Source organism: Dyadobacter sp. CY261 (assembly GCF_021440085.1).
In the GTDB taxonomy this organism is placed as follows: Bacteria; Bacteroidota; Bacteroidia; order Cytophagales; family Spirosomataceae; genus Dyadobacter.
In genome coordinates this window covers 1-20,846 of the sequence record NZ_JAKCPW010000006.1, presented here as the reverse complement: position 1 = coordinate 20,846, position 20,846 = coordinate 1, and the positions used below count along the sequence as shown (strand labels likewise).

The window sequence follows — 20,846 nt, the reverse complement described above, 5'->3', positions numbered from 1 at the left end:
CTTCATTGCTCCAGACTTCCTGCATCAGCGTTTCGCGGGGGAGCAGTTCTCCGAAATTTTTGTGGAGCAATGGTTTCCTTGCAAATGATAATGGAATCTATCTGCGCACCGGAGATGGAATGTATTACAGCAAACCAAATACACAAGTGGCAATTGCCCAATCTACCGGCACCTTCACTGACTCGCGAGATGGGCAAACGTATAAAACGATCAGCTTCAAAGAAACTTTGACGGGCAAAACCGTTACCTGGATGGCACAAAACCTGAACTATAAAGTTGAAGGTAGCTACGCTTATGATGACAATGAGAATAATCGAAAAGAGCTGGGCTTGCTTTACACTTGGGAGGCAGCGAAAAAGGCCTGTCCCAGCGGTTGGCATTTACCGACGGATAGCGAATGGGCTATGCTTGTGAATCAATTTGGCGGTACGGACAAGGCTGGTGAAGCTCTAAAAAGCGTCAAAAGCTGGAATGAAGACGGTAACGGCACTAACAGCAGCGGGTTCGATGCGCTTGCAGGGGGTCACCGAAGACCTGATGGCAGTTATATGACCCAAGGTGTTCTTGGTGTCTTTTGGACGTCCACACCTACTAATTCGGTTGATACAGCCTGGGCATGGAACTTTCACTATGGTGGTCCTCCCAGTAGCAATAAAAAAAATTTAAGAAAAGCGTTCCGTTGGGATGCCGGAGATTCTACCGGACTCTCAGTTCGTCTGGTCCGGGATTAAACTATTTGCGGTTTTGGAACGGTTAATTGGTTAAAATCTTGGTCTTGTTATACCAAATTTCGATATTCTGCTGCTTCCAATCTTTGATATAGTATTTCCGACAACCTATTGCACTAGTATACGCATGCAGCATTACGAGAAAATAGCAACAACCATCCTATCAACTGCCATTCATCGTGGCGCTGAGAAGAGTACCTGTCCTTCTGAAATTGCACGCATGCTATTTCCTAACGGCTGGCGTAAGCATATGAAAGATGTACTCGAGGTAGCAATTGATTTGCATAACAAAGGTAGCGTAGTAATAACGCAAAAGGGAATGCCTGTTGATGTTAAGAATATCAAGGGGCCGGTCCGCATTAAAATGATCTAAAAACCGATCCTTTCTACTTCAAATACTTTTTCCAGTGAGTCTTTCTCTCAAAGTGAGTGAACTACACGAAAGACTCACTGAAACCATGGGAATTTTTGCATTCTTTGAGATGATCTGAAAAACAAAAATACCTGCAAATCATTGATTTACAGGCACTTTGTTTGACTTTGAATTTATTTCAAGGGCGGCCGCCGCGCGGAGGGAGACGGGCCTTGAACTTTGCCTTTAATCGGCTCGTAGCCCTTTCCTATCTTTTACGATGGATTATTGTAATCCCTCTCGCCGCATCCTTGTCTGTGAACAGCCTTGCGTTCTTGTCGTAGGATAGTTCTAAGGAATCGTCATCTATCCACTTCGCGCTAATATCAATTAATTCGTAGTAACCGGGATGCCCTTCTGCTTTTCCATGGTCATCGTCCGCAACGAAGATAGTGGTTCCGTCATCGATGTCTTCATCGGACTGTGCTAGCGCAATATGCGTCCCGAATCCAGTTGTGGCTCCACAGTTCCTGGTGTAAAGAATAACTTTATGCGAGCGGTCCGGCGAATATAGGATTTCGCATATGGTGTCTTCGCAGCCGGGTGCCCACAGGAGAAAGCAGCCGATTAGCAAAATAACACTAGCGACTAGTCCCCCGAGAATTAAGCCTGTTATTTTCATAAATGCTTAAAGGCTGGTGACGCTTGTCTGATCAACCAATATCTTATTCTCATTTTCAACGCGATTTGCATTTACTCAACATTAAAATTTGCAATAACATACATATACGATGCCACTTCCACTCCATCCTTCATAGCTGGTCGGAACCTCATCTTATCCGCAACTGCCATAAATTCCTGCCCATTGGTCATGTATGCCGATTTGAAATCGACTTTTCGGACACGCCCTGCTTTATCAACAGATAACCAAAGGCAGGTTGATCCTTCCAGGTGGTGATTATCAGGATCAGCAAATGCTTTGGGCATTTTAATATTCAGGGCTATTTCTTGCTCATTAACGCAAACAGGATAAGTATTCGCTGTTGGTAAATCCTTATCTAACAGCCACTGGTCATTCATTAAATACTGAAAGGTGACTTTTCCAACCGGGTTTTCGGATTTTGGAAACACTTGGCTTGATACACTTTCACCGTTTTGATAGATCGTTTCCCGCTGCACATTGCCATTGTTATAATAACTTCTGATGAGACCGTCCTCTTTGCCATCTTTCATCTCCTGATACAAACTAAGCTGACCATTTCGGTATGAATGCTGCTTTCCGTCTCGTTTGTAATTCTTGTATTCCTGTTCTTCTCTACCAATTACATCCTCAGAGTAGGAATATTCATTTATATAGAGCCCCGTTCCATCTATCAGCAGATGTTCACCATGCTCATTCCAAAAGTCATGGATCAAGAAAGTCCCATCTTTAAACTCTGCTTTTAATTTCTTACTTCCGTCCTGGTAGTATTCGAGCCAATCTTTATCTCTTTCGAAAGCTGATATATAGGTCCCCGTTTTCGATAGTTGGCCATTGTCATACCATTCCTTGTACAATCCAATTCTCTCGTTGTCAGGGATGGACTTATATTCCAGGCTTTTTGGCGATCCATTTTCGAAGTAGGTGCGGTGTTCAAATTGATTTGAATTATCATTTAGTTTGGCTGTATACCGTAGGTTGCCATCTTCAAAATACTCTTCTTTTTCGCCAGTTTGCAAGCCATTAATAAAATGAATGGTTTCTTGCAGCTTTCCATTTTCAAAATAACTCTTGAAAACGCCTTCTACTAACCCATCTTTAATGTTAAAAATTTCCTTAACCTGTTTATCAGGATAAAATGTTTTGTATTCACCTGAAAAATGGATGTCGAATTCATCACCATTTTCATCGACACAAATCTCGGCCGGATTCGCTTTAATATATTTTTCGATGTGCTTCATAGTTTTTCCATGAAGTTGATAATATTGATTGTCTAGGTGCGAGAGGTCGTCCAGCTGCTCATATAGGTCGCTGTCGAACAAATCTTTTTTCCTGGCCTTTGCAATCAACTTTTCATTCTGCTTATAGATCGCATCAGCCTTCCGTATGAGATCAGCCATTTCGAAATCGCCTATGTGTTCAAGCCCCTTCAATACGGTTTGCACATATTTTCCATAACCATTGAAATAAAACTGTACAAATCCGCCGTTCGTTACTTGTCCATCAACATACCACCAATAATTAAGCGCCTTTTGGCCATACGACAACGACTTTCCTTTTTGCTGCTCACTACCATTTACAAAAGCCGTGATTGGTTCAAGTATCAGCCATCCAAGGTCGAAGTCCGAGAGCTTAAAATAGTCAGCTTTATTAATTTTTGGCCTGAAGTGATTAGCCGGATCAAATTCCCAATATTGATCTTCATTGGAACCGCTCTTTTTCAAAAAATCAAATAAGCCCATGTTTTCAAGTCAGGTTCCGAACTACTATTTAGCAAGAAAATCAAGGTAATCTATTATCTACTTTTTTAAGCTTTATTTTTCAAATGCTTTTAACATCATTCTGATATTTCCAATCACCATCGCTGCGTCGTCCCGATGCACAAAATGTCCGCTGTTGCTTAAATAGATCAGTGCGCCACCCTTATTGGAAGAGTGAATAAAGCGCCGCCATCTTAGCATATTTGAACTATTTTTTACTTCAAAGAACCGCTCATGATCATATTCCTTACTCCGGCGTTCCATTGGAACTTCAAGCTTTCCGCCGACAAAAAATAGGATTGGCACCTGAGGAATGGGTAAGCTACTAAGCGCAGCGAAGTCGTTTTTTCGGAGATCCGTTAAAACCTGTCCCTCACTCCATGCGGCGTAGCGCGACGAATCTACTTTCGAAGGAGTGTATAATCGCTTTATAAGCATTTCGTCAATTTGCTTTTCAGAAACGCCGATCGTTCTGAATATTTGATTCCAATCGGCTTTTGTTTCTGTAAAATCTGCCGGATCGACAAATACTAGTCCTGCAACATCATTGGGATAATATCCTGCGAAAGCCCGCACGTATACACCACCCATCGAATGACCGACCAATATATACGGCGGTTCTATTTTCAGTTCAGTCAAAAGTATTTTGAGGTTCACTGCTATCTTCTGAGGAGTGGGTAGCTGGAAAACCTCCTCTGATTTCTCAACGCCCTGTCTGTCATAAAGAAAAACAGGAGCATTTTTAGCAAGCGAATCCGTTATGGTATTCCAATTTCCAAGCCCCATACCCATGCCATTTTCAAAAACCAACACTAACTGCCCGGGCTTTCTCTTGTCCAAACTTTTTGTGAGGACGTGGTAGTTGACGCCATTTAAATTCACCATTTTTTCCTGGGAGAAGGCAGAGAGTGTGCATGCCAATAGAGCAAGAAGGGTCAGGATTCTTATAGACATATGGTGAGTGCTTGAAAAAGAAATAGTCAATTTTGGATTAAGTGCAAGGTTAACCGACGGGTTTGCAGTCGTCACTTTTTGCTTTGTACCTTTGGTTGCGCTGAATTGCAAATGGGGCTATAATTTTTAATTGCTACTTTTCGAGCTTCCGGAAAGCCACGGTTTCAAAACCTTTAACCTGCGGCATCACGACCCAGGTAAGTAGCCCCACCATACATCCGGCCACAATCAAAGTCCGTAATGCAGGATGAAGCCCCTGAAGGAACGGTCCAAGCACATAATTCAGAACCAGGCTGGTAGGATATACCCCGCAAAGTGTTGCCACTGCCATCTTTGTCGAGCACATTGGCAATGGCCTTCTTAGTTCCTAACTTTCCATACGCCGCTGTAATACTGACGGGCTTCAAATTAAACTCCTGCGCTTTTCGGTCTTGTGCCTTCACCAAACCAAAATCTATCTCAATCTCCTTCCTGGTTTTCTCCGACTGATTTTTGCCTAGGTTGTGCAATGAGATCCGGCTTCCATCTGCTTTGACGTTGGTCGTCACAATATGCACATGTGGTTGGTCTGACAATTCACCAATCATCTGATCTTGCGAACCGTTCCTTTCGATCTCAGTTACCGGTCGGCTGAAAATTAAGAGCCTTAAAAATTCGCTCAATTTCCGGCAAGTGGTGCGGCCGCGTTTGGCTTCCAATGTGGCGTACTCTTTTGTCTGTATTCCACTTTTCCATGAAAGTACATCCTATCCGGCATATTTGTAATCACTCTCCCTAGGCATTGTAGCTACTTCATACTTCAAATTCCACTCTTTAATGTGTTCTAAAATCGGCAAGAAAGCTAAGCCCTTTTCGGACAACCGATATTCCACCCTTGGCGGTAATTCCTTATAAGCCAATCTTTCCAATAAGCCGTCTTCTTCCAGCTCTTTCAACTGTTCGGTCAGTACTTTCCTTGAAATGTGCGGCACTATGGCATCTAGCTGACCAAAACGCATGGTACGGGTGCCCATTACATTGATAATGATAGGCTTCCATTTATTACCAATCGTGCCTATCGCTCTCGTAAAGGGGCAATTTGAATTGCAGAATCTGTCGTCTCTCATATACGGAAAAATTTGTAGTTACCCATTGGTAACCAGAATAGACTATTATAGTTTCAAAAATAAACTATTGGTGGTTCCTTTGCAATATAAATTTTAATGAAACTGATAATGAACAAATTAGAAAATAAAGTAGCAGTTATTACAGGCGGGAATAGTGGCATTGGGTTTGGTATTGCTCAGGAATTCGTAAGGGAAGGTGCTGTGGGAGCTATTGTCGGCAGATCTCAGGAAACTCTGGATAATTCCGTAGCGCAACTGGGAGGTAATTTCATTGGCATCAATGCCGATGTGACTAACCTTGCCGACCTAGAAAGGGTCTTTAAAGAGACATCCGAAAGGTTTGGTAAAATAGACGTGATTGTAGCCAATGCAGGTGGTGCCGTCACGGGAGCAGTATTTGGTTCTGTGGCTGATACCAGTGAAGCAGACTATGACAGGACAATGGATCTGAACCTGAAAAGTGTGTATTTCACTGTCCATAAAGCATTGCCGTATATGAATGATGGTGGTTCTATTATTCTGATCGGTTCAAATGCCGCGCACCGGGCATATGCCTCATTTTCACTTTATGGCGCTGCCAAAGCGGCTGTCATTCATTTCGCAAAAGGCTTTTCAAACGACCTTTTGCATAGAAAAATCAGAGCAAATGTAATATCACCCGGTACAACAGATACACCCGTATTTGACAGGTTCGTCCCCGCAGAACAACTTGAAGCTGTGAAAAAATACTGGGCAGATGTCATGCCGATAGGCAGGATCGGGCAACCATCTGACATTGGTAAAACAGCGGTTTTCCTGGCTTCCGATGATTCATCGTTCATGCTTGGCGCTGAACTCCTTGTTGATGGCGGACTAAGCTATTTGTCTAAATAATTCACTCCACACCGACGCAGGCCTATTAGCCTGTGTCAAAAAATAATTTCAAAATGAATCAACCAGAAAATAAAGAAGCGAGCTACGCAATTGTCGGCTTCGGAAAGATCGGCCAGGCCCTGGCCAAGGCATTTGCCCGCAAAGGCATCGAAGTATCCGTTGCAACCACGCGCGACCCGGAGGACTTTGCATCCGATGCGGCCGCAATCGGACCCACGATCATTCCCGCAACCCTGTCGGAAACCGTAAAGGCGGATGTAATATTTTTGGCGGTGCGTTTTGAATCGCACCCGGACGTTGCAAAGGCTCTGCCCAGCTGGGAGGGAAAAATCATCGTCGATGTGACCAATGCCTACGGCGTATCTCCTGAAAAGCTGGGAGGACTGCCTTCTGCCAGGTTCGTGGCACAGGCCTTCACGGGCGGAAAACTGGTGAAGGGCTTCAATCATTTGGGCGCTGCCATTCTTGGTCAGGATCCGGCTGTGCATGGTGGCAGGAGAGTCGTGTTCCTGGCAAGCGACGATGAGGGCGCAGCAGCGGAGATTGGTGTACTCGCGGAAAATCTCGGTTTTTCACCCATCCAGCTTGGCGGGCTTTCGGAAGGCGGATTGCTTGTGCAGGCACGCGGAAATAGCTGGGGTCAACTGATCTTTAAGGACCTCGTCAAGTTCAACTGAAAATCGTTATCGAAAAGCATCCATGCGTTCCTGGACAATGGAGCCACAGTTTTGATATAAAATAGTTACAAAGCACTCAACTAAACTGAGGATGCTTTCTAATAATAATTAATAGCATCATGAATAGATTAAAAAACAAAGTAGCGGTCATTACCGGAGCTTCCAAAGGAATAGGTGCGTCCATCGCAAAACATTTTGCCGCCGAAGGTGCCAAGGTGGTTGTGAATTATGCCTCAAGCAAAGAAGGCGCAGACCGTGTGGTAAAGGAAATTACAGACAATGGAGGCACAGCCATTGCGGTACAGGCTGATGTTTCGAAAGAAGCCGATGTAACCAGGCTGTTTTATGAAACAAAGAATGCTTTCGGTGCATTGGATATCTTGGTAAACAACGCGGTCTTTCAGCAATTCTTACCTGTTGAACAGGCATCGGCAGAAGCTTTTCATCAGCATTTCAACGTCAATGTTTTGGGCCCGGTACTTACGATCCAGGCAGCGTTAAAACTATTTGGCGATAAGGGTGGTAATGTCATCAACATCAGTTCGGGTGCAAGCAAATCGCCGATGGCGGGAGTCTCCTTGTACTCTGCAACGAAGGCTGCATTAGATGCCATCACGATTTCTTTGTCGAAGGAACTGGGTGCAAAAAACGTCCGTGTTAATTCTATTTTGCCGGGCGCTACGGAAACAGAAGGCGCAACCAGTGCGGGCGTCACCCCTGGCAGTGAGTATGAAAAAATGTTTGTTGCCAATACACCGCTTGGCCGCAGAGGCCAGCCCGAAGATATTGCCAGAGCTGCCGTATTTCTTGCTTCCGATGATGCAGCGTGGATTACGGGAGAGCAGATTTCTGTTTCGGGTGGTATGTTTGGGTTTTGAATGAGATAACTTCCGCTGCGAATGGCGGAAGTTGCGAATGGTCGAAAATGTTTGTGTTTGTTCGAGAATTTTTGAAAATGCTCGAGTTGTTCGGAATGGGCATTTTAAATTACTTTAACAGTTCTGCAAGTAGCCCACCGAGAAGTTTTCCATAAGTTTGGTAAAACCCCTTCTTACAGCACATGACCAAACAGTTTTACTATTTCGCAATCTTCCTTTTTGTAATTCTGATTTTGCAGGAAATCTTAATAACAACGATGCTAACGAGTGTCGGACGAGGAGTTTATGCCTTAGGTTCATTCATGCCCTATTTTATATTGGTATCGACAACACAGGCATGTTGCAGCGTAATCGCATTGCTTTATTGTTACAGTCGCCAATACATCTGGCCTTTCCGGATGGGCTGGATTTGTGTAATCTCACTATCAGTACACACAGCCGTTGTGTATGAGATTCTTGTTAATCAAAACCTCGAAAGCTGGTATTACTATTCTTACTGCGCCGTATCCGCTGCAAATTTGCTATTAGGGGTAAGTTTGGTTGTTTCCAAAAGTCGTGAGCATTTTTGGCTGAAATGGATTGGCATCGCATCGATTTGCGTCGATACAGCTCAGATAGCACTATTGATTTGGTACAATGTCTTCGCTGATTTCCAAATGAAGGCAATGCTTTCGCAAGCTAATTTTGTGTTTAGCTGGCTCATGGTCGCAATAACAGGATTATGGATCATACATTTTGGTAGTGAGGTAAAAGCCATTAAAAGTTTAAATAGCATACCCAGGGTGTCGTTGGTTGGTTTTATATTCTTGTCCGTTATCGTTAGCTATTTTTTCATCTCCTTCGGCGCCGACTTTTACGAAGAAAGCAGGGCTCCACTGCCTGTGCGAAATGTTTCGGCCACGGAACGAGCTCTTGCAGACCGTTTGGAATCGCATTTTTTTGTAAGTCGTGACGTTGAAAAATTACCTTACCGTCTGATGAAACCGCTTAACTACGATTCAACCCAGAAATACCCCGTCGTCCTTTGTCTGCACCATGGCGGAGCGCACGGGCGTGACAATGCAGCACAGGTCCAAGGCTCCTATGCGCCGGTGCTGGCGAATTACGACAATCGCAGAAATCATCCCGCTTTCCTTGTGGTACCTCAATGCGAAGTAGGATCAAGTTGGATGGACCCGGACGTGGATTCTGCGATCATGGAATTAATAGCTTCTCTCGAAAAACATTATAGTATTGATACCCTACGACGATATATTATCGGTGAGTCTGGTGGCGGCTATGGATCATGGCATTTCATTGGTAACCATCCGGGTATGTTTGCGGCGGCTATTCCGGTTTGCGGTGGAGGCGAGGAAGAGTTGGTAAAAAACATGGCCGATGTAAGTATCTGGGCTTTTCATGGAACTGAGGACCTGCTTGTTCCTGTAAGTTATTCGCGAAAGATGGTGAATGGGCTCCGTAAAGTAGGCAGCAAGCCGCGTTACACAGAGTTTCCCGGAGCTGACCACTACATCGGTAAACGGGTTGCTGAAACACCCGGCATCTGGGATTGGCTTTTTGCGCAGAAACGTAAAATTAAAGACTGATGCGCACGTAAAAGCCATGATGGTTTTTTAAATATTTCGAAAGCCAGGCAGTACAGCGCGATAGGTTTGTAAATTAAAAAAAAGCTTATTTTTTGGATATGTCAACTAAGTAAATGACCAAGGATCCGTCTGGAAGGTTAGTTACCTGTAACTCGGTAATCCTGTCTCTCCAAATCGACATGGTATTGTTTGCCATTGGAGCGCCAAACATAGATTTATAGTTATCAATTTTTGATTGTTTACTAATTTCGGAGTCGTACAAAAATTGAAATCTCTCAATTTTACCTTCTTCTGAGACTTGAATAAATATGCTGCTTGCGTCACCATAGCCTTCACCCGTCAGTTTGTATCCAAGTCCTACCGGTTTTAAGATGGCCAAATGTTTTTCGATTTTATCTCCCAGTAAAAGGCGGTAATCATTCCCAATATCAATATATCTAAAAATATTCTCTTTTGTTCTACTCGGCACTGGCGCACATGCAAGCATTCCCAGAAGTACAAAATACACTGCAAAAGAATAATTTCTCATTTGTTTATTAACGGGTAACAGATAATAATTGATAGTTGTAATTAGTAAGTGTCCAGTGGAGATTTTACAACTGAATTGAGTATTTAAGCTCCACTCTGCTGTACGTGTAGTTTTGAGTACGACAAAAAGGCATTTATAAGCAAATGTACTAATTCTTGTAGACAGCCGAGATTCAACTTCAAGCGTCCACATGCAAACGGTCGTGTTTATTAGACAAATTTCAAATGCACTATCTTCGCCTAAAAAGCAGAGCCTTTTGAGATACATCTAACTGATGATAATTCGCATTTGCCAAACCATTGTTTCAGATGACTCAGCTCGCTGCTGCCATTTCATAGGGAAAATAGGTATAGCAAAGCTCGCCCACATCATAAACTTCACAAAGTTGGCTTTTCTCTTCCCATTGTTCCATATTCCTGTGATTCACCTGCTGCAAGTATTGGTGAGTGACTAGCGCGTATGTATGTGAGTGGATTTCCGCCGAAAGCTATGCTGGGAGCGCTTTGTTGACAGCAATAGAAATTGGAATGGCTAATGCTAGCCATTCCTTCTTTACCCTGTAAATTTCAATGACTGAATTAAGTCATTAATGATTACTAAATGATAGGTTAATACAATAGGGCTTCCTTCGAAATTTCTGCCATCAAAAGGCTTTCCGTTTCTTTTTCTTCAAAGCCGGCAGGCTTTATGGTAGCCTTGTATCGCTCGTTGGAATCGGCAATCCAATGTTCTATTTCTTTTCTCCCATCGTGCGTTTTTCCTTCGCCAAACACTACGGCTGTTTCAGAAAAGCATTTTGCGTATGCGACGCTATCAAAGCTGTTTTGCGTTTCTACTAAATCGGCTACTACTTTTGGTAAGTTCATTTTTGTCTTTTTTTGAGGTTGTTAAACAGTGGGAACAGTTCCGCCGTCAATGATATATTCTGTCCCTGTGAGGTAACTTGCTCTTGGCGAAACCAAAAAACCGACAAATTCTGCAACTTCTTCGGGCTGGGCAGGTCTTCCGAATGGTATTCCACCCAATGCATCCATCACCCCCTGTTGCGCTTCTTCTACCGTACTATTCGCATTTCTTGCAAGTTCGCCCAGCCAGGCTTCCGATGCTGTCGTATTGATCCAGCCTGGCGAAACAGTCAGCACCCGCACACCCGTAGGGGCAACTCCGTTGGATAAGCTTTTACTGTAGTTTCTCAATGCTGCTTTGGCGGCTGCGTAAGGCAACGTTGAATCGTACAAAGGCAGCTTACCCTGTATGGAAGCAATGTGAATGATAACACCACTCTTTCGATCGACCATTTGTGGTAAAAATCCTCTGTCCAGCCGAACCGGGGCGAGCAAATTGGCCTGTAACGTTGATTCCCAATCTTCATCACTCAATACAGCAAATCCACCGGCAGGCGTTGATGACGATCCAAGATTGTTTACCAGAATATCCAGCCTTCCATAAGCGGATAGCACCTCGCTGACCACCTTTTGCGATCCCTCTGCCTTACTTAAATCAGCGGGAATGAAATGCAACCTCTTGTTTTCTTCTTCCGGCGCATTCCTCGCGGTAATAATAACGGTTGCACCAGCTTGCAAAAGCCTTTCTGCAATTGCTCTTCCGGCGCCTTTTGTACCCCCGGTTACCAGTGCAATTTTACCTGATAATTCATTGTTGAAATTAAACTGTTCCATTGTATTGTCCTTTGCTTAAAAATGAATGATAGGACAAAATTGGAGTGTAAATGAAGTTTAGACAAGTACGGAATTACGATTCATATAGGGATAAATTGATCCCCTATTGCACTAACTGATACATACGCTTAATTTTGAAATATGTATGAGAGAAAGACAACACCAAACCTGAATTGCGGACTTGACCTGATCGGTGAAGTGCTTTATGGCAAATGGAAAATCCGCTTACTCTGGTTTATTGACCAGGGTTATCAACGCCCGAGCGAACTGCAACGTAAAATTCCCGATGCTTCCCGCAGGGTTTTGAATATCCAGTTGAAAGAATTGGAAGATCATGAACTGGTTACAAGGAAAATTTATCCCGTCGTACCGCCGAAAGTAGAATACAGCCTTACTGATTTTGGTAAGACGTTAATTCCCGTGATTGCCACATTGGGGCAATGGAGCGATGAGCACGAAGAGCGTTTGCGGGAGGTGATTTTGAAACAGGCGGTAAGTTCTGATTTGGGCATAACCCTTAATTAGCTAATCTATTTATCAACAAGATAGCTCTAATCTTTGGGCGTCAATATAACGAGGTGCCTATGTGGACAGCTTTTGACAAATGCAATAACCCTCGTCGCAAACCGAGGATATTTTAAGACTGAAGGGGATTGCAGAGTTGTGATTGCATCCTCTCGCGCTGCGAAGCCAAAAATTAAATTCAGTAATGAATTCAAAATTCAGGTCTTTGATTTCAAAGTCGTCCTTCTTGTACTTCCACTTGATGAAGGAGGCGGTATGCTCCTTGGCGGTCTTATAGCGCTTTAAAGTAAGCGGTGCGAATTCCTGGCCGACTAGTGCCTCCATTTGCTCATTATGGCGCTGGAAGACTTCAAGGATAGTGCGAGTCTCATTGCTCTTTCCAAGCAGAACATTCTTCAATGCCTCTGCGGACAATTCCTTGTCATCCTCGATCAGCATCTTCTTTGCCTGAAAAACTTTTGAACTCAGCATGTCCAGATAGGCATTGAGAGTGCGGGTATCTTCTTTTTGGCCGATGGCTCGCCCTGCATCTACATTCCATCTGGCAGGGCTCCAAAGCTGTTTGTAGACATTTCGACGGGCTTGCCATCGACGGTAATTCTGAGGTAAACGTAACGTAAACCGTCCTTCTGATTCTTGGCTTGTTTTAGATAGAAAAACAGGCCGAAATTTTTTTCCAACATGACGCTAACATTTAAGTGGTTAAATATCGCGTTACCGGCCTTTCCAAACAAGATGTTTACGGCGTAAACAGCTTGTCAATCAGAAACTTACGGGCATTTTCCAGCGTCTTTTTTCGCAAAGCGTCGAACTACACGAATGACGCTGGAAAACATGGGAATTTTTGCATTTTTTGATATGATCTGAAAAACAAAAATGCCCGCAAATCATTGAGTTACAGGCATTTTGTTTGACTTTGAATTTATTTCAAGGGCGGCCGCCGCGCGGAGGGAGACGGGTCTCGAACTTTGCCTTTAATGGGCTCGTAGTCAAGGATTTGCCTCCTTTATTTGAGGTGAACTACACGAAAGACTCACTATTTTTTATACATATAGTACAACAGTATATTTGTTATGTATAATTCTTTTAGCGAAAATTGCTCGATTTAATGGTGGATTTTCGCTTGTTTTGGGTGAGTTTTCGGGTGGTTTTGGGTGTTCAAAGGTTGTAAAATGCCTGTGGGTTTTGGCGGTGGTAACTGTGATGTTGCTGGGGTAAAGTTACAAAATTTCGTGCCCCTTTGAAAGACGAAGACCCGGTCTCATATTTCCGTTGGGACAAAGCGCTACAAAACATGCTCACAGAGAAAGATCTGTTAACTGACATCATTGCAAACGCGCCATCAGGCTCCATTTGGAACATCACCGAAGATTCCTGGGAAAGGATTCCAGTAGATTTCTCTAAGTATCAAATTCCGTATCGCGGCAACGGCTGGGATATAGAAATCAGTGAAGGCAACCACGAAGATCTGATCAAAAAAATTGAGGAGTTTGAAATTTACGATAAGATCGTTCATCAACGCCTTTTTTGGCAAGGTGAATTATTGTTTGTTAGTTATGATCATATGACTGGCCCTTACATCCGGCGTGACTTTCCTTCGTTTTCGTTTCTTCTCGAGAAATATAGTAAATGCGAGTTTTATTGGGTGAGCAGGTAGACTAGACATCAAGTGGTATACATGGCCTTTTCGCTTTAGAAAAATAAGGATTTGGTAACTATTGGTACCAATAAAGGCGAGGTGTTGGTGGGATACCAATCTATGCAAACGGGGACTTCTGTAAATCGTCCGTACTTTTTTTCAGCTTTTTCAAAAGTTCTTTGTGTACGTTTTGAATAGAGTCCATTTGCCGTTGCTTGTTGAGCAAAATTCTCTCTGTTGAGTCTTTTAATCGCGCAGCATCGGCGTCCTGACGCTTAATAGTTAGTTCTTGCTCTTTCAGCTTTAACTCCCTTTCATCCTTTTGCTTCTGAAAATCGTAGGAGAGGTATGATAGTACCAAGATCGCTATGCTGTTGGCTACGGCTGCGAATATTTTGACTAATTTCCAGCTTTGATCCAAGGCCCGATTGAAGAATTGCCGCTTAAAGCCTCCCTCGGTGAGTAAAAAATTCAGTCCCTTATTGGTTACTGTTACAATATATTCTTGTCCTCGGTAACCTCCTTTGGTACTAATTGGCAGTAGAGCTAAGTATCCTTTATCTCTTAATTCTTCACAAAAGCAGGCGACATCCCGATGCTCTAACTGTAAAGTTTTAGAGATTTTCTCCGTTGTAGGGCTTTTCAGTTCACTAGCCAATTTAATGATCCCGTCAAGAAATTTCGACTCAGTCCAAAGGTTCATGGTAGAAGACATAGATGTTAAAAGCAATATAATGCTTAGTGAAGTTCTAACGGCTTGGCAGGCACCCGAAATTATCCTCCGGGACTACGAGATGGAGCATGGCCTATAAATAATGTTGATTATCTTCAACATTATTTATATTTTTGTTTGTAATAATCAACATTATGCGGACTAAAAAGCAAATTGTGCTACCCCGGTTCCAGAAAATCCTGGAACAACTCGGTGAAAACATAAAACTGGCCCGCAAGCGGCGGAAACTTACAACCATTCAGGTATCTGAGCGGGCGGGGATTGATCGTACTACATTGTACCACGTTGAGAAAGGTAACCCTAGCGTATCGATAGGAGCGTATTTCAATGTCCTGCGAGTCCTGGGTTTGCAAGACGATTTTCTCAAATTGGCGGCTGATGATGAGTTGGGCAGAAAATTGCAGGATTTGAAACTGATTGGCAAGTCTTAGTATGGCAGACCGGACGGACATTTATGTTTATGCGGATTGGATTGGCATGAAGGAGCCAAAGCTGATCGGGACCCTTTCTGCGCAACAGGCCAAGGGTAGGAAATCATTCAGCTTTACATATAATGGAGGGTGGATCGCTTCTCTTGAGCAATTTCTGCTCGATCCTGACATCGCCTGGTTTGGCGGTGCGCAGTATCCTAACCAAAAGGAGAATTTTGGCGTGTTTCTCGACTCGATGCCGGATACCTGGGGGCGCACGCTTATGAAGAGAAGAGCGTCCATCGTAGCAAAGGAAAATGGAAAGCAGGCATCTACCCTTTATGATATAGATTTTTTGCTAGGAGTCCATGACGAAAGCCGAATGGGTGCGTTACGGTTCAAACTTGATCCTGACGGCCCATTTTTAGACAACAATTCTGTTTCGCCTACACCGCCATGGGCGACGATCCGCGAACTTCAACATAGAGCGGAGCTCATAGAATCCAACGAAGACACTGCGGAAGTGAGAAAATGGCTAGCGATGTTGATGGCGCCGGGCTCCTCTTTGGGTGGGGCAAGACCGAAAGCGAACATCCTTGACGAGAAGGGGCAGCCCTGGATCGCTAAATTTCCGTCAAAAAATGATACACTAGACAGGGCAGCATGGGAATACCTGGCTTATCGACTGGCGACAAATGCAGGAATCGAGATGGCCGAAAGCAAATTAGAGCATGTGGCGGGAAAGTATCATACTTTTTTCACAAAGCGATTCGACCGGGTAAAGAGCTCGCGCATTCATTTTGCCTCCGCCATGACCATGACAGGTAAGAATGAAGAACTGATTCGCGACGATATTCCTTCATATCTTGATATAGTCGAATTTATACAGTTTTCAGGAGCCAACGTGGCCGAAGACCTAGCCCAGCTATGGCGACGATTGGTATTCAACATCCTCATATCCAATACGGATGACCATTTGCGGAATCACGGCTTCTTACTCACTTCCTCAGGATGGAGGCTTTCGCCAGCTTTTGATATTAATCCTTCGATTGATAAAGATGGACTTGCGCTGAATATTGATATGGACAGCAATCAACTTGATTTGGACCTGGCTAAGCAGGTTGGCGTCTACTTTCGTTTGGGGAAGAAGGATATCGATGGCATCATAGAAGAAGTAAGATCAGCCGTGGCTGGATGGCAGAAATTGGCTAGTGAAATTGGAATAAGTCGTGGCGAGCAGACGTTGATGGCTGCGGCGTTTAGAATTTAGTATTATTTATTATCGAAGGTCTTGTATTAATTCATATGAGTTTAAATATAGCAGCACCTTGAGACTCTTTAAATATGTTCACCCGGACAGGATCAATATCCTCGAAAACTTATCCATTCGATTCACGCAGCCGAACGAATTAAACGATCCATTCGAGCTATTATTAAACGTATCAGCTTTAATGACGGAATCTCAATACAGGAACTTTCTTGGTCCTTTATTGTCGAATTTCGAGATACAAGAAGATTTTCAAAATCTGATTCCAAATGTAATCGATGAGAATTTGTCTTTTCTCTCTCCTGCGGAAAAGAAAGTGATTGAACAATTTCTGAAATCATCTCAGCTTCCGACGCTATTTAGTACACTTTTAGATCCACTTATATTACTGCATTTAACTGCCAAGCAGCCAGGACTTAATTTCAACCTGAAAAATGACCTGAATAACAGATTTGGTATTCTAAGTCTTACAACTCGAAACGATAATTTAACAATGTGGAGTCATTATGCCTTTGAGCATAAGGGTTTTGTGATCGAATTAAGGCCGGAATCACAAATTTTCCAAAATGCCAAGTCGAAGATCAAATTATTCAGATCACTACAAAAGGTATCATACAGGGGACAAAGACCGTCGGCTACCTTACTGGATTCACTTGACAACGCCCAAGGTTTGTCAAGCTTGTTGAGGAAGATATTTCTAATGAAGAGTCTCGACTGGAAATATGAGCAAGAATTAAGGATGTTGACAACGCTTAATGATGAAGGTGTTCGAGAGGTATCGCCGGGAATTTTTGTCAAAGGATTAGAGGCAGCATCGATACTAAACGTCTTCTTAGGAGTAAATTCTAATGCAACTTTGAAGGAAGACATTCTAAAGATCTTGGCTCGTCCAGACCTCTCACATGTGGGTGTTTTTCAGGGTGTTATTGACGAGAATGAATATGAGGTGATTTTTGAGAGCGTCAATTGAGAGTAATCGACAATTAAGGTATTCGGGCTATAAATACCTACTTATGAAAGCCGAGAAGGATCAAGTAACATCATTTTTGCCATACTATTTCTAAACGCTCCCTATGCAGCAAGGCCTCTACGAGAATTTAATAACCAAGCTTATCGATTCAAAGATCAGCTCCCTCGATAAAAAACAATTCTTTGTCAAGGAAACACCTATCGAAAAGAGTGAGGTCGCTCGCTTGCTTAGTCAGCATGTAAGTCGCCTTTTGAACTACGGTCTGAGCTTGCTTACGGGAGATGACAGTATTGAACGTCAAATTAAAGTATCTAACAAAATTATAAGCGTGCTTCGCACAGAGCTTGAGCACGCTGATTTTGACGAGGATTTAATCTCCCTAAATGGAAAAATCCTGAATGCTGTATTCGCGAAAATGGATGCGCCTTTCTCCGATTTTGAAAAACATATTAAGGAAATAACCCCATTTACAGGCTTAGGACAAAGCGAGTTATTCACAGGTTCCAATGTAGGGCTTTCGCTTGAAAGTGAGTTGAAAAAAGAAATTCTCTCTTCTGATAAGATATACTTCCTGGTTTCCTTCATTAAATGGTCGGGTATTAGAATCTTCCAGGAAGAACTAGAAGAATTCACGCGTCGAGGTAATTCCCTTAAAATCATCACGACCTCCTACATGGGCGCGACCGACTTGAAAGCAGTGGAGTTTTTAGCCGGATTGCCCAATTGTGAAGTGAAGGTCTCATACAATACTGAAAACGAGCGGCTACACGCTAAATCTTATCTGTTCTTCCGAAATACGGGCTTCAATACGGGTTACATTGGCTCATCCAACATTTCGAGAAGCGCGCTTACCAGCGGATTGGAGTGGAACTTGAAAGTAACGACTCAGGAAGTTGGTCACATCATAGACAAATTCGCAAAGACTTTCGAAACGTATTGGCAAGACGGAGAATTTGAATTTTTCCGGTCAGGGGAACATTCGCAGAAACTAAAAGTGGCCCTTGGAAGAGAGAAGAACAAAGGCCAGGTCGAAGGGACTTCTTTCTTTGATATAAAGCCTTTGCCGTTCCAGGAGGAGATTTTAGAAAAGCTTTTAGCAGAAAGGCAAATTCATAATAGGTATAGAAACTTGATTGTCGCTGCGACCGGTACAGGCAAAACGGTAGTCTCGGCATTTGATTTCAAGAACTTTCTTAAAACGCAGCCCCATGCGAGACTGCTTTTCGTCGCACACAGAAAGGAAATACTTATGCAAGCAAGGGCGACTTTTGCGGGCGTTCTGCGTAACAACAACTTTGGCGATCTCTGGGTTGACGGCATTGAGCCAGACAATTACGATGTTGTGTTTGCGTCCGTGATGACTCTTGCAAATCGCATTCAGGAGCTACCACTTTCGGAAAGCTATTATGACTTCATTATCGTTGATGAAGTGCACCACATCGCCGCAAATAGCTATCGCCCAATTCTAAATAAATTTAAGCCGAAGGTGCTTCTCGGCTTAACCGCGACTCCCGAGCGTACTGACGGGGCTGATATTCTGGCGGATTTTTGTGATACAATTGCAGCCGAAATCAGATTGCCTGAGGCGATGAACAGAAAATTGCTCTGTCCATTTCAATATTTTGGAATTAGCGACAGTACAGATTTATCTAATGCGACCTGGCAGAATGGACGCTATCTCCCAAGCGAGCTGACAAGAATTTACACACACAATGATCTTCGGGTGGGAGAAATAATTAATCATTGCAGAAACTATCTCACAGACTATAAGGATGTCAGGGCATTAGGTTTTTGTGTAACTCGGGAACATGCCATCTACATGGCAGAAAAGTTTACGTTTGCGGGGCTAAAAGCGGATTACCTTATCAGCGGAGGCGACCGTGAAGAACTGAGATCCACCATCAAATCTAAATTGTTGCGAAAGGATATCAATTACCTCTTCGTGGTTGATATTTTTAATGAAGGGGTCGATATCCCAGAAATTGACACAGTGCTGTTTTTACGACCTACCGAAAGTTTGACAGTCTTTCTTCAACAACTTGGTAGGGGTTTGCGACTGTCAGAAGGTAAGGAGTGCCTGACTGTTCTTGACTTTGTTGGCAATGCCCGGCCGGAATACGATTTTGAAGGTAAATTCAGAGCGCTCATCGGCAAAACGAATACTTCCACACTGGAAGAGCTCGAACGTGATTTTCCACATTTGCCATTGGGATGTTCCATTGTTTTGGAAAAGAAGGCAAAGGAAATCATTCTAAAAAATATTAGGTCGGCGACCCAGCTTAATACGAATCAGCTCGTTACCAAAATCGCCAATTTTCGGCATCAAACCACACTGCAGTTATCGCTTAAAAACTTTGTCGCTTTCCATAACATTCCGCTGCAAGCGATCTACAAGCGAGGGACTTGGAGCAAACTCTGTCAGTTGGCGAATCGGTTAGATGATCTATCGCCAATCAATGAGGAAGAGACGAAGCGCACGATCCTGAAAAAATGGCTCTGCTGTAATTCATTCAGCTATTTGTCATTCATTCTAAGGATGGCGAAGCGGAAGTTTCAGGTAGATGTAAATGCGTTGCCCAATCATGAAAAATTAATGCTGACCATGCTTCACTACGACTTTTGGCAAAGCCCAGGTGGAGCAGAGGACTTATCGGCAAGTATTGCAAAAATTGGAAGAAACGAACAGTTAGTGAGTGAAATGGTCGAGCTGCTCGAACTTGTTATCGACAAAATTGCCCACATCGAAATGGACGCTGATCTGCCTTTCCTTCAACCACTCAAAGTACATAGCCGGTATTCAAGAGAACAGATCTTGGCCGCTTTCGGAGAAAACACATTTGAAAGGAAATCCAGCAACCGCGAGGGGGTCGTAAACCTGGAAGCAAAGAATGCCGAGCTGCTGCTCATAACGCTTGAAAAGACCGAAGCAAACTACTCTCCAACAACATTGTATAACGATTACGCAGTCAGTGAGAAGATATTTCACTGGCAATCTCAAAACACGGCCCGGCCGGAAACTGGCAAGGGGCTGTCATATGTAAGGCAAAAGCAAACGGAGAAATCGATCCTTCTTTTTGTGCGGGAGAAGAACAATGATGAATTCAATAATACGATTGCCTATGTCTTCCTGGGCCTGGCGGATTACATCGACCATTACGGAGCGAAGCCGATGAGTATCAATTGGGCATTGCGCGAATCAGCTCCGCATTATATCTGGAAGGAGATGGCGAAGATGGCGGTTGGGTGAGTTTAATTTATGGTAGCTAGTGTGAGTGTCACCCTTGACAGGACGAGTAGCGCTTCACGAATGCAGCTCCTTAGGTTGACGTCAGGCCAAAGATATGATTCGCAAAGCTTCCCATCGTTATATTCATTCGATAATGCCTTGTAATACTCCCCAAAATTGAGGCCATCGGTTAAGTTTAGTAACTTGACATTAAACCGATGAGAAAATGAAACAAAGCCGGAGGAAATTCACAG

Annotated in this window: 23 protein-coding genes; 12 read left to right on the top strand and 11 right to left on the bottom strand. The window is 43.4% G+C overall.

Going from position 1 to position 20,846, the window contains the following annotated elements; translation table 11 throughout:
- The first annotated feature begins 59 nt into the window (after positions 1-59).
- Both LZD49_RS17350 and LZD49_RS17345 read left to right on the top strand, forming a co-directional pair.
- Entirely contained in the window at positions 60-731 is a 672-nt protein-coding gene (locus LZD49_RS17350; RefSeq protein WP_234668838.1) for an FISUMP domain-containing protein, read from the top strand.
- A gap of 124 nt (positions 732-855) precedes the next feature.
- Positions 856-1,101: a DUF3253 domain-containing protein gene (locus LZD49_RS17345; protein WP_234668837.1), complete on the top strand. Its 246-nt coding sequence runs from the start codon at positions 856-858 to the stop codon at positions 1,099-1,101.
- A 247-nt stretch (positions 1,102-1,348) separates the two neighbouring features.
- Here LZD49_RS17345 and LZD49_RS17340 read toward each other — a convergent pair whose 3' ends face one another.
- The 5 genes from LZD49_RS17340 to LZD49_RS17320 form a co-directional block, all read right to left on the bottom strand.
- Entirely contained in the window at positions 1,349-1,762 is a 414-nt protein-coding gene (locus tag LZD49_RS17340) for a hypothetical protein (RefSeq protein WP_234668836.1), read from the bottom strand.
- 71 nt (positions 1,763-1,833) lie between these two features.
- Positions 1,834-3,522: a DUF4375 domain-containing protein gene (locus LZD49_RS17335; protein WP_234668835.1), complete on the bottom strand. Its 1,689-nt coding sequence runs from the start codon at positions 3,520-3,522 to the stop codon at positions 1,834-1,836.
- Between the two features lie 72 nt (positions 3,523-3,594).
- On the bottom strand, positions 3,595-4,605 hold the full coding sequence (locus LZD49_RS17330) for an alpha/beta fold hydrolase (protein ID WP_234668834.1): 1,011 nt from the start codon (positions 4,603-4,605) through the stop codon (positions 3,595-3,597).
- Positions 4,606-4,667: 62 nt separating this feature from the next.
- On the bottom strand, positions 4,668-5,192 hold the full coding sequence (locus LZD49_RS17325) for a relaxase/mobilization nuclease domain-containing protein (RefSeq protein WP_234668833.1): 525 nt from the start codon (positions 5,190-5,192) through the stop codon (positions 4,668-4,670).
- Between the two features lie 48 nt (positions 5,193-5,240).
- A complete protein-coding gene (locus tag LZD49_RS17320) occupies positions 5,241-5,600 on the bottom strand; it encodes a helix-turn-helix domain-containing protein (RefSeq protein ID WP_234668832.1) in 360 nt (119 codons plus the stop codon).
- 108 nt (positions 5,601-5,708) lie between these two features.
- On the opposite strand from LZD49_RS17320, the gene LZD49_RS17315 reads away from it, so the two are divergent.
- From LZD49_RS17315 to LZD49_RS17300, 4 genes are all read left to right on the top strand, one after another.
- The gene (locus tag LZD49_RS17315; protein WP_234668831.1) at positions 5,709-6,473 is read left to right on the top strand and encodes an SDR family NAD(P)-dependent oxidoreductase; all 765 of its coding nucleotides are present in this window, start codon (positions 5,709-5,711) and stop codon (positions 6,471-6,473) included.
- 53 nt (positions 6,474-6,526) lie between these two features.
- On the top strand, positions 6,527-7,150 hold the full coding sequence (locus LZD49_RS17310) for an NADPH-dependent F420 reductase (protein WP_234668830.1): 624 nt from the start codon (positions 6,527-6,529) through the stop codon (positions 7,148-7,150).
- A gap of 119 nt (positions 7,151-7,269) precedes the next feature.
- A complete protein-coding gene (locus LZD49_RS17305; protein ID WP_234668829.1) occupies positions 7,270-8,028 on the top strand; it encodes an SDR family NAD(P)-dependent oxidoreductase in 759 nt (252 codons plus the stop codon).
- 182 nt (positions 8,029-8,210) lie between these two features.
- Entirely contained in the window at positions 8,211-9,614 is a 1,404-nt protein-coding gene (locus tag LZD49_RS17300; RefSeq protein ID WP_234668828.1) for a hypothetical protein, read from the top strand.
- Positions 9,615-9,699: 85 nt separating this feature from the next.
- Here the strand turns inward: LZD49_RS17300 and LZD49_RS17295 are convergent, their stop codons facing one another.
- The 3 genes from LZD49_RS17295 to LZD49_RS17285 all read right to left on the bottom strand — a co-directional run bounded on the left by LZD49_RS17295 (position 9,700) and on the right by LZD49_RS17285 (position 11,822).
- Complete coding sequence (locus LZD49_RS17295) at positions 9,700-10,335, bottom strand: hypothetical protein (protein WP_234668827.1); 636 nt, start codon at positions 10,333-10,335, stop codon at positions 9,700-9,702.
- 416 nt (positions 10,336-10,751) lie between these two features.
- Positions 10,752-11,009: a nuclear transport factor 2 family protein gene (locus LZD49_RS17290; RefSeq protein ID WP_234668826.1), complete on the bottom strand. Its 258-nt coding sequence runs from the start codon at positions 11,007-11,009 to the stop codon at positions 10,752-10,754.
- A gap of 21 nt (positions 11,010-11,030) precedes the next feature.
- The gene (locus tag LZD49_RS17285; RefSeq protein ID WP_234668825.1) at positions 11,031-11,822 is read right to left on the bottom strand and encodes an SDR family oxidoreductase; all 792 of its coding nucleotides are present in this window, start codon (positions 11,820-11,822) and stop codon (positions 11,031-11,033) included.
- A gap of 141 nt (positions 11,823-11,963) precedes the next feature.
- Between LZD49_RS17285 and LZD49_RS17280 the strand changes: the two genes are divergently transcribed.
- Positions 11,964-12,347, top strand: a complete 384-nt coding sequence (locus LZD49_RS17280; RefSeq protein WP_234668824.1) for a helix-turn-helix domain-containing protein — start codon at positions 11,964-11,966, stop codon at positions 12,345-12,347.
- A 57-nt stretch (positions 12,348-12,404) separates the two neighbouring features.
- On the opposite strand, the gene LZD49_RS17275 is transcribed toward LZD49_RS17280, so the two are convergent.
- Together LZD49_RS17275 and LZD49_RS17270 are read right to left on the bottom strand one after the other, a co-directional pair.
- Positions 12,405-12,818 carry a phage integrase SAM-like domain-containing protein gene (locus LZD49_RS17275; protein WP_234668823.1) on the bottom strand — a complete coding sequence of 138 codons (414 nt, stop codon included), beginning with the start codon at positions 12,816-12,818 and terminating at the stop codon, positions 12,405-12,407.
- Positions 12,819-12,877: 59 nt separating this feature from the next.
- On the bottom strand, positions 12,878-13,030 hold the full coding sequence (locus LZD49_RS17270; protein WP_234668822.1) for an Arm DNA-binding domain-containing protein: 153 nt from the start codon (positions 13,028-13,030) through the stop codon (positions 12,878-12,880).
- A gap of 557 nt (positions 13,031-13,587) precedes the next feature.
- On the opposite strand from LZD49_RS17270, the gene LZD49_RS17265 reads away from it, so the two are divergent.
- Positions 13,588-14,004 (top strand): hypothetical protein, encoded by a 417-nt coding sequence (locus tag LZD49_RS17265; protein WP_234668821.1) that lies wholly within the window; start codon positions 13,588-13,590, stop codon positions 14,002-14,004.
- A 100-nt stretch (positions 14,005-14,104) separates the two neighbouring features.
- Here LZD49_RS17265 and LZD49_RS17260 read toward each other — a convergent pair whose 3' ends face one another.
- Positions 14,105-14,701 (bottom strand): hypothetical protein, encoded by a 597-nt coding sequence (locus LZD49_RS17260; RefSeq protein ID WP_234668820.1) that lies wholly within the window; start codon positions 14,699-14,701, stop codon positions 14,105-14,107.
- Between the two features lie 152 nt (positions 14,702-14,853).
- On the opposite strand from LZD49_RS17260, the gene LZD49_RS17255 reads away from it, so the two are divergent.
- The 4 genes from LZD49_RS17255 to LZD49_RS17240 all read left to right on the top strand — a co-directional run bounded on the left by LZD49_RS17255 (position 14,854) and on the right by LZD49_RS17240 (position 20,613).
- The gene (locus LZD49_RS17255; protein WP_234668819.1) at positions 14,854-15,150 is read left to right on the top strand and encodes a helix-turn-helix domain-containing protein; all 297 of its coding nucleotides are present in this window, start codon (positions 14,854-14,856) and stop codon (positions 15,148-15,150) included.
- Between the two features lies 1 nt (position 15,151).
- Positions 15,152-16,399 (top strand): type II toxin-antitoxin system HipA family toxin, encoded by a 1,248-nt coding sequence (locus LZD49_RS17250; protein WP_234668818.1) that lies wholly within the window; start codon positions 15,152-15,154, stop codon positions 16,397-16,399.
- Between the two features lie 181 nt (positions 16,400-16,580).
- Positions 16,581-17,366, top strand: coding sequence for a DUF2971 domain-containing protein (locus tag LZD49_RS17245; RefSeq protein WP_234668817.1), 786 nt, complete (start codon positions 16,581-16,583; stop codon positions 17,364-17,366).
- A gap of 103 nt (positions 17,367-17,469) precedes the next feature.
- Entirely contained in the window at positions 17,470-20,613 is a 3,144-nt protein-coding gene (locus LZD49_RS17240) for a DUF3427 domain-containing protein (protein ID WP_234668816.1), read from the top strand.
- The last annotated feature ends 233 nt before the right edge of the window (positions 20,614-20,846 follow it).

Bases quoted from the DNA above. Each gene is read 5' to 3' on its own strand.
- LZD49_RS17345 (WP_234668837.1), top strand. From the start codon at position 856: ATGCAGCATTACGAGAAAATAGCAACAACCATCCTATCAACTGCCATT.
- LZD49_RS17340 (WP_234668836.1), bottom strand. From the start codon at position 1,762: ATGAAAATAACAGGCTTAATTCTCGGGGGACTAGTCGCTAGTGTTATT.
- LZD49_RS17335 (WP_234668835.1), bottom strand. From the start codon at position 3,522: ATGGGCTTATTTGATTTTTTGAAAAAGAGCGGTTCCAATGAAGATCAA.
- LZD49_RS17320 (WP_234668832.1), bottom strand. From the start codon at position 5,600: ATGAGAGACGACAGATTCTGCAATTCAAATTGCCCCTTTACGAGAGCG.
- LZD49_RS17315 (WP_234668831.1), top strand. From the start codon at position 5,709: ATGAACAAATTAGAAAATAAAGTAGCAGTTATTACAGGCGGGAATAGT.
- LZD49_RS17310 (WP_234668830.1), top strand. From the start codon at position 6,527: ATGAATCAACCAGAAAATAAAGAAGCGAGCTACGCAATTGTCGGCTTC.
- LZD49_RS17305 (WP_234668829.1), top strand. From the start codon at position 7,270: ATGAATAGATTAAAAAACAAAGTAGCGGTCATTACCGGAGCTTCCAAA.
- LZD49_RS17300 (WP_234668828.1), top strand. From the start codon at position 8,211: ATGACCAAACAGTTTTACTATTTCGCAATCTTCCTTTTTGTAATTCTG.
- LZD49_RS17295 (WP_234668827.1), bottom strand. From the start codon at position 10,335: ATGTGGACGCTTGAAGTTGAATCTCGGCTGTCTACAAGAATTAGTACA.
- LZD49_RS17290 (WP_234668826.1), bottom strand. From the start codon at position 11,009: ATGAACTTACCAAAAGTAGTAGCCGATTTAGTAGAAACGCAAAACAGC.
- LZD49_RS17285 (WP_234668825.1), bottom strand. From the start codon at position 11,822: ATGGAACAGTTTAATTTCAACAATGAATTATCAGGTAAAATTGCACTG.
- LZD49_RS17280 (WP_234668824.1), top strand. From the start codon at position 11,964: ATGTATGAGAGAAAGACAACACCAAACCTGAATTGCGGACTTGACCTG.
- LZD49_RS17275 (WP_234668823.1), bottom strand. From the start codon at position 12,818: ATGCTGAGTTCAAAAGTTTTTCAGGCAAAGAAGATGCTGATCGAGGAT.
- LZD49_RS17270 (WP_234668822.1), bottom strand. From the start codon at position 13,030: ATGTTGGAAAAAAATTTCGGCCTGTTTTTCTATCTAAAACAAGCCAAG.
- LZD49_RS17260 (WP_234668820.1), bottom strand. From the start codon at position 14,701: ATGTCTTCTACCATGAACCTTTGGACTGAGTCGAAATTTCTTGACGGG.
- LZD49_RS17255 (WP_234668819.1), top strand. From the start codon at position 14,854: ATGCGGACTAAAAAGCAAATTGTGCTACCCCGGTTCCAGAAAATCCTG.
- LZD49_RS17250 (WP_234668818.1), top strand. From the start codon at position 15,152: ATGGCAGACCGGACGGACATTTATGTTTATGCGGATTGGATTGGCATG.
- LZD49_RS17245 (WP_234668817.1), top strand. From the start codon at position 16,581: ATGACGGAATCTCAATACAGGAACTTTCTTGGTCCTTTATTGTCGAAT.
- LZD49_RS17240 (WP_234668816.1), top strand. From the start codon at position 17,470: ATGCAGCAAGGCCTCTACGAGAATTTAATAACCAAGCTTATCGATTCA.